Here is an 8731-nt window from a genome sequence, read left to right as displayed (position 1 = left end):
TCTCCAGCAGCCAAAGTTTCAACCTGCGCGGCCGGACGCTGGACAACAGCGGCGGCAAGCTGATCAGCAGCCAGAACCTGAGTCTCGACGGCAAAACCCTGGTCAACCAGAACGGCTTGATCTCCGGGTGGCAAGGGTTGCTGGTCAACGGCACCAGCCTGGACAACCGCAACAACGGCACGCTTTCCAGCCGCAACGGTAACGTGAACCTGACGCTGCTGGGCAACCTGCTCAACAGCAATGGCGGTGCGCTGGTCAGTCAGGGCAGTCTCGGTGTGACAGCCGTTTCGGTGGACAACACCCAAGGCATTCTCAGCAGCGGCGGCGCGCAAGACCTTATCCTCAGCGGCGCCCTCGACAATGGCCAGGGTGGTCTGATCGACAGCGGCGCGGGCCTGATCATCAAGACCACGGCCCTGGACAACGCCAGTGGTGCCATCAACGCTCAACAAGCACTGACCCTTAACGCCAACGAACTGGATAACCGCCAAGGCAACCTGATCGGTAACGCGGCGGTCAACCTGAACCTCAACGGCGCCCTCGACAACAGCGGCGCCAAGCTCGCCAGCGCCGGCCCGCTGACCGTTAAGGGCGCGACGGCGATCAACAACCAGGGCGGCCAAATCGCCAGCCAGGATCAAATGACCCTGACCGCCGGCTCCCTGGACAACAGCAACACCGGCACCGTCGCCGCCAAAAACGCCCTGGCAATCACCGCCACTGCCGCCGTGCAGAACCATACCAACGGCCTGATCTACAGCCAGACAGCCGACGTCAACCTGAAAGCCGCGAGCCTGGCCAACGGCAAGGGCGAGATGCAAGGCCAGAGCGGCCTGACTGTTGAACTGAGCGGTAACCTGGACAACCAGGGCGGCAAACTCATCGCCCAGACCGGCGATGTCAGCCTCACCGCGGTCAACATCGACAACCGCGGCGGAACGCTTGCCGCCCTCAAGGGCGCCCTTGAAGCGCGCACCGTGGGCGTATTGCGCAACGGCTTCGATGTGAACAACAAGGGCGGTGTGATCCAGGCGCAGAGCCTGAACATTCGCGCCTTGGCGGGGCTGAACAACAACGGTGGCCGTATCGCGGCCCAAACCGGCGATGTCGTCATCAACACCGCCGACTTGAACAACCGCGGGGGTGGTCTTTACGCCCAAGGCCAGGTGAGCATCAGTGCTGCCGACTTGGATAACGGCGCGGGTGGGCAAGTGGCCGGTCAGACCTTGGATTTCACCCTGGGGGGAGCTCTGAGCAACGTCGGTGGCGTCCTCGAAAGCGACACCCGCATCGGCTTGAGCGCGGCCAGCCTAAACAATCAGGGCGGCCAGTTGCGGACTCTGGCCAGCGGCGGCAGCACTCGCCTGCAAGTGACGGGCGCGTTGGACAACCGCAATGGCGTGATGGAAGTCGCCAACCAGGACTTGGTCTTACAGGCCGGCAACTTCCTCAACACTGGCGGCCGCCTGCTGCATGGCGGTAAGGGGGATTTCCAGATTGACTTGGCCAACCTGGGCAGTGCCGGTGGTGACATTGTTACTCTCGGCGGCCTGACCCTGAGCGCCGCCAACTGGACCAACAGCAGCGTGGTCCAGGCCGCGCGGCTGAACATCGACGTCGGTCAACTGACGCTGACGGGCAGTGGCCAACTGCTGGCGACCGACAGCTTAGTGGGGCGTGGAGGCAATTGGACCAACAACGGTCTTATCGCCAGTAACGGCACACTGGATGTTGCCCTGACCGGGTTATACGCGGGGAGCGGCCAGGCCACCAGCGTGGGCAATCTCGGCCTGAGCGCCGCAGGTGTACAGGTATTAGGCGCTGGACGCATCGCCGGTGCGAGCGATGTGCAGGTCAGGGCCGGTGGTACGTTGCTCAACCAAGGGCGCATCACCTCGGCCCGGGACCTGACCCTCAATGCTGCCAATCTGAACAACAGCGGCACGATTGGTAGTGCTGGCAAGCTTGACTTGGTCAGCCAGGTGCTGCGCAACGAAGGCGCGGATGCAGGTAATCAAAGTTTGATTTCCAGCGGCGGCGACATGCGCCTGCTGGTCGGCGACTTCACCAACCGCTTCGCTACGGTGTATAGCCTGGGAGGCCTGCTGGTGGCTGGCGATGCAGCGCTCAACCGCGCCAACCGCATCGACAACGTATCGGCCACTTTGCAGAGCGGTGGGGCGATGGGGTTGTACGCCAGTACGGTCAGCAACCGCAAGGATGCGTTCTCCGTCAGTGAACAGTTGGTTTCCGGCACCATCACTTATCAGTGTCTCAACTGTAAGGGACGGCACTACGACTTCTTCTATTACCTGACCGAAGAAATTGTGCGTTCAGTGCAGGCGGACTCCGCAGCGGCATCAATAAATGCTGGCGCTGCGCTGAAAGTGCAGTCGTCACTTTTTGAGAACAAGCACAGTACTGTCAGCGCCGCGTCGTCGATCGACATCCACGCGGATAACTTCAACAACGAGGGGGCGTCCACCGAGAGCGTGCTGCGCACCCGGCAGTTCCGCAATCCCAACGACAGCGAGCGAAGCTCCGTTTGGGACAGCCTGACGCGTGAGGGCGGGGCAATTGCCGAATACGCCAAATACAACTCAAAGACCCAGTACGTCTACCAGCAAGAATGGTATGACCCCGACGGCAGTTACATAACACCGGTGGATCGAGGGAAACAGGACACCGGCATCGCCAACCCGAACTACCGGCCTAACTCGGGCTATGCGGTACCTAGCAAAATCCTGGGTTATACGCTGATCGATACACGCGAGACGCAAACCAACACAGGCGTGGCTGCCAATGCCGTCATTCAGGCCGGCGGCGCGGTTAACATTACCGCCAGCCAGACGCTGGGCAACGGCGTTACGCGCCAGAACACCGGTTATTCCAGCCAAGCCCTGAGCGCGGCAAACACTCAGGCCGGCAGTCGGGTCAATCCCAATACCGCGCGCATCAATGCGCAGTTACCGCCAGACCTGGCCCAGCGTCAGGTCAACCCGCTGGACTTGCCAGGCTTCGTCTTGCCCACGGGCGGTAGCGGTTTGTTCCGTCTGAGCGCTCAAGCTGCGAGCCAGGCCAATGCCACTAGCGCCGCACCGTCGCCAGCCAGTTGGACCCTGGGCGGTGCCAGCATCGGCCTCGCCCAGCGTCAGCAGCCTTTGGAGCAGACCGGCAGTCCAATCCAACTGAGCGGCGGCAGTAGGCCGATCTTCCAGCCTGGCGCCTCAGCGGTGCTGCCGGAGGTGCTTCCTGCAGCAGCACAGGGCGTCTCCAGCACGGTTACCGTGGTCAATCCGCAGAGCATTGCTCGAGTGCAGGGCCTTCCAGTCAACAGCCGCGGACCGCAGCCGCATAAGTATCTGGTCGAGACCGACCCAGCATTGACCGATCTCAAGCAATTCACGAGCTCGGATTATCTTCTGGACAAGCTGGGGTATGACTCGGACGCCAGCTGGAAACGCTTGGGCGATGGATTCTTCGAGCAGCAGATGATCCAGCAGGCGGTGACGGCTCGTACCGGTAAACGCTTTATTGATGGCCAGACATCTGACGAGGCGCTTTACCGGTATCTGATGGACAACGCCATCGCCAGCAAGCAGCAACTGGGGCTGTCGGTGGGCGTTACCCTGACCGCCTCTCAAGTGGCAGCCTTGACCCACGATATCGTCTGGCTTGAAGAGCACGAAGTCATGGGCGAGAAGGTACTGGTGCCGGTGCTCTACCTGGCCCACGCCAACGACCGCCTGGCCCCGACCGGTGCGCTGATCGAAGGCCAGGATGTGAACCTGATAGCCGGTCAGAACCTGGAGAATAGCGGAACCCTGCGAGCCAAGAACAATCTGTCGGCCAGCGCCGGCCAAGACTTGGTCAACAGTGGTTTGATCCAAGCCGGCGGTCGCGTCGACTTGCTGGCAGGCAACACCCTGTTCAACGGTGCCGGAGGCATCATCAACGGACGTGATGTCAGCCTGAACAGTCTGCTGGGGGATGTGGTAAATGAACGTACCCAGACCCTGCAGCAGGGCGGTTACGTCGTTGAAGGCAAGCTGGACAGCGCCGCCCGCATCGAAGCGTCCAACGATCTGATCGCCGGCGTCGGGCGCGACATGCTCAATATCGGTGGCGTAATGCTAGCCGGCCGCGATCTGGAGATCCGCACCGGGCGTGACCTGCTGATAGGTTCTGCCGAACAGACCTACAGTTATCAAAACGGTACGCGCAACCGCAGCGAGTCCATCAAGCAGTCCGGCTCGCAGATCACCGCTGGTCGTGACCTGGACATGGGCGCCGGCCGTGACTTCGCCGCCATCGGCAGCAACTTGGAGGCCAAGCGTAATATTGCCATTGACGCGGTCAACAACATGACCCTGTCTTCGGCTGCCGATGAGGAACACTCCTACTCCAAGAGCAAAAAGGTGACCCGCCAGGAGGATCATGTCCGTCAAGTCGGCACTCAGGTGAGTGCCGGCGGTGATGTTTCTATGACCGCGGGTGAGGATCTTCGCCTGATCTCCAGTCGCGTCAGTGCGGGTGACGAGGCTTATCTCTACGCCGGCGACCAGCTCGAACTGATAGCCGAGACCGACAGCGACTACTCGCTTTACCAGAAAAAGAGTAAGGGCAGTTGGGGGAAAAAGAAGACCAAGCGTGACGAAGTGACTGACGTGCGTCATGTCGGCAGCGCGATCACCACGGGCGGCGACCTGATTCTGGAGAGCGGAGGTGATCAGCGATACCAGGCGGCCAAGCTCGACAGCGGTAATGATCTGATCGTGGACAGCGGTGGCGACATCACCTTCGAGGCTGTGAAGGATCTGCATCAGGAGAGTCACGAGAAAAGCAAGTCCAGCGCTGCGTGGTTCAGCATGAAGGGCAGCGGCCGCACGGATGAGACGGTTCGTCAGAGTGAACTGACTGCTCAAGGCGACTTGGTCATCAACGCGGTTGGCAAGATTCATGCGGACGTGCTGCAGGTCAACAAGCAGACGGTCAGTGAGTCCATCGATGCCATGGTCAAGGCCGATCCGAAACTGGCTTGGCTCAAGGAGCTTGATGAGCAGGGTGGTGTTGACTGGCGGCAAGTGCAGGAGATCCACACCAGCTTCAAGTACGCGAACTCGGGCCTGGGTCCGGCTGCGCAGATGATAATCGCCATTCTGATGACGGTGCTGCTCGGTCCTGCTGGCGCCGGCCTGAGCAGTGCAACTCTGGCAGGCGCGGCCAGCCTGGCAACCACCGGCACGGTTGCGACCATCAACAACAAGGGCGACCTGGGTGCCGGGTTGAAAGCGGTAGCCAGCAAAGACGGCCTTACCAACGCCGCCATCGCGGCCATCACGGCCGGTGTCGCCGAGAACTACCTGGGCGATATGACCATGACCAAACAGGTCAATGGCAAGACGGTCATTGACCTAAGTTCGATCGAAGCCGTCAGCCATTTTGCGGGTCAGCAACTGATCAACAACGCATCCGCTGCTGCGATCGCCAAAGCTTTCGGTCGGGACGTTACGTTAGCGGGCATCCTGCAGTCGGCGGTCTACAACACCTTGGCGGCTTATTCTTTTGACCAGGTAGGTAACCTCGGGCTGAAGACCGGCAGTCCGGAGAAGATCGCCCTGCACGCCTTGGTAGGCGGCATGATCGCCGAAGCTTCGGGCAGCGACTTCGCTGTCGGTGCGATGGCGGCGGGTGTGAACGAGACGTTCGCCAACCAGTTGCGACGGATGTCGGCTCAAATGAGTCCGGAGAACCGTGACCACCTGATGCTCATGTCTTCGCAACTGCTAGGCGTAGTGGCCGCTGCCGCCGTGGCTGGCGATGATGCGAATGGTCTGCAGACTGGCTCGTATGTGGCTGGCAATGCGACCCAGTACAACAACCTCAACCACCATGACATGAGTGATTTCGTCGGGGACATGAATGCCTGTGGTAGTAGCGAGACCTGTCAGGAAAAAACATGGATTGGGGGGAAGTACGAACAGATCAGTAATGAAATCACCGATTGGTCGGAGAAGGCCGTCAGCGGCGCGTTTGCCAAATCCTTGTTGACTTCGATCCAGGGCGGGCTGACCGCTCTGCAGGATCTCAATTGCACGACCGCGACTTGCACGCAGTACAAGGATACTTTGACCGAGCGTGCGTTGAATGATCTGACGAATCTGGCGAAGGTCACTGACACGTGGGAAAACGCAACAAGCGTGGCTGCACTGGTCATACCGACCTCCGGCGGTGCTCGTGGAGCAGGTGTTGGCGAAGGAGGGCTTTCGCCTAGGGTTCAGGCGGCTTTGGATAAGTTTACGGAAGCTAAGGCTATACGTACGGGAGCGACCCTAACGGCGGAGAGAACAGCTTTGCCGGCAGGCTATCGTGAAGGCAGTTCCGCGGGAGCCAACGTGACGGGTGGGTTGCCCGAGGGCTACCGTCGGGTCATCAACACTAAGACTGGTAACACGGAAGTGTTGGCAGCGGACGGCAAGCTCTACCTTGAAACCAGTAATGGACTGACACCGAAGGCTGGGGGTAATCTTGCGGAGGTGGTTGATGCAGAGAAAAATATTGCTGGGACAACAAAAGAGGAAGTAGCTAAGCTCCTTGACGATGCTAACCAACAGCTAGAGAAGTACATTGGAACACTTGGTAAGTATAAGCCGCCAACTGTTATCGGTGCAGTGGATCCATTGACAGGGAAAATAGTTACTACTTCTAGTGGAGCTGTTCCAAGTAAGGTTGCACCTGAACTGCAAGCGTACGCGGACAAACTCGGAGGTTTGGGTATTAAAACAGCATGTGGCAACACTCTGGGCCGTTGTGCTGAGTTTAGAGCTGCTAATGAACTGCTTTTGAGCAATCCAAGCCTTAAGCTCAGTGATATTAAATTTACTCCTGCGATTCGTCCTCGAACAGGAGACGTAGTTCCGCGTTGCGAGAATTGCACAAATATATTTGGAGCTGAATAATGGAAATGGATGACGAGTTTTTGGAGATCAATGATTTAGATTGGTTTGCTTCGTGTAAAGATGGGTTTCTTGCGCATTTTGCGACTGGAGGAAAGGGGGACGTTCCGCGGTCAATAAGAAAATCTCTTTCTGAGTATGAGTTGATGTATGAGTATTTTTATTCGTTAAGTGAATGCTTTGAGGTTGAGGTGGTCGAAGAGAATCTCCCGGTATTTAGCTCTGAAGTTCAACGGAGTCGATACTTGCAGTCGTTTGTTTCTATGGCGAAGAAAGGGCTATTTAGTCATGATTTTGGTGGGGGAGGGTACAAGTTAGTCGCTAAACCAAAAAATGGTAAAAAGATATCCGAGCTGCCAATAGAAGTTTTAAATGTTATTTGCATGCTCTCAGTGGATTCTTGTGAAAGTGTGAAAAGTATTAGCGATTCTTGATGTTTTTACGGGTGATGAGCAGAAAAAAGATTTTGCACAAGAAAAAAGGGGGCAGATTCTGAAGGATCCCCGAATTTTCTTACGAAAAATCAAGAGGTTGGAATATTGAAGAGACCTGCATGAGTCGGCAGCTTGTGTTGCACCACACAAAACAAGATCCCGCCCCATGCAGGCCATCCGATTCTTACACAGCGCGCTCGCTCAAGCACTTCCCGGTGTTCACTCTCGTCGCCTGAAAACGTTGATATGTTGTGTCAGAAAAGAAGGGGACAGATTTATTTTCTCTTTTGCTACGCTGAAAGCTTCCACGGATGAGTCATCCGCACCACGTTGTGCTACGTGGCCAAGAGCGGCGAGGTCAGGGTAGACGGAGGATTGATTTGAGAAAATAAATCTGTCCCCTTTTTCCCTTTTTCCTAATCCTGATACAAAAGAAGTTTGGCATATTCAGCCTTTAAGGTAGCTAGTGATGTGTGAATTTAATCTGCGGGCTATATATTTTCTATTTGTGAGTCAGGGAGGGGGCGGATTTCTATTCTGGAGTCATACATAAATTATATTGATGGAGTGATTGTTTTATCAGAGGATTTTTTGCGTAATGAGCCTGTAATGTATGAAGAGCTTTTTTCTTTAGAGTGTAGATGGTATGTGCTCGATTTGCTTAGAAAGCTAATGGCTGAGTTAAGGAAGTTGAAATTTGAAGAGTCAGCAGGGGTTTTGGAGGCGTTGGAGTTTTTCCAAGGTGTATGCGCTGCGGCACTATGGAAATTTCATTGTGAGTTGCCTTCTGAGGTAGAGTGCTTTGTTAGGGAGTTTGATCGATTGGATGCCGTTGGAGAGAAGGAACGATTGTATTTGTCAGCGCAGGTAGAGAAGTAAAGACGCAAGAAAGAGGACGCCCATTAGCCCGTCTCAAGTCAAGGCTAAAAGCCAACTCGCCCTGCAGCTTTTAATTGCAGGGTTTCCTTTTATCTCGACTTGCCTGGTCGAACCCGTCGTACCCATTTCCTCATCAATGGCTACGACAAAATGGACAGATTTATTTTAATTCTTTGCCACGCTGAAAGCTTCCACGGACGGATGAGTCAGATATGCCCAGAATGGGAGCTATTGTTTACCGAGCCATCCGCACCACGTTGTGCAACGTGACCAAGAGCGACGAGGGCAGGGTGGGCCGAGAATTGATTTGAGAAAATAAATCTGTCCCCTTATTCCTTAATGTATTTGGGAAATGCAATGGAACTTAAGTTTTATTATGTGGATGGTGGCGTTCACCCGGTTGCTGGGCAGGTTTACAACGCTGTAGCTGAGGTGTCTCCTGGCCAGGAGGATGCGCAACGC

Annotated in this window: 3 protein-coding genes; all 3 read left to right on the top strand. The window is 56.5% G+C overall.

The features are described from left to right. Window positions 1-6959 (top strand): DUF637 domain-containing protein (locus tag GSM73_RS18255; RefSeq protein WP_256676949.1); only part of this gene is annotated, 6959 nt, incomplete at its 5' end. Continuing rightward, window positions 6959-7390 (top strand): hypothetical protein, encoded by a 432-nt coding sequence (locus GSM73_RS18250; protein WP_160893417.1) that lies wholly within the window; start codon window positions 6959-6961, stop codon window positions 7388-7390. The genes GSM73_RS18255 and GSM73_RS18250, both read left to right, overlap by 1 nt. Window positions 7391-7999: 609 nt before the next feature. Further along, window positions 8000-8269 (top strand): hypothetical protein, encoded by a 270-nt coding sequence (locus tag GSM73_RS18245; RefSeq protein ID WP_178129677.1) that lies wholly within the window; start codon window positions 8000-8002, stop codon window positions 8267-8269. The last annotated feature ends 462 nt before the right edge of the window (window positions 8270-8731 follow it).

Origin of the sequence: Pseudomonas sp. PICF6 (assembly GCF_009831705.1) — a bacterium.
GTDB classification, from domain to species: Bacteria; Pseudomonadota; Gammaproteobacteria; order Pseudomonadales; family Pseudomonadaceae; genus Aquipseudomonas; species Aquipseudomonas rhizophila.
This window is presented reverse-complemented; position numbering and strand designations above follow the sequence as displayed.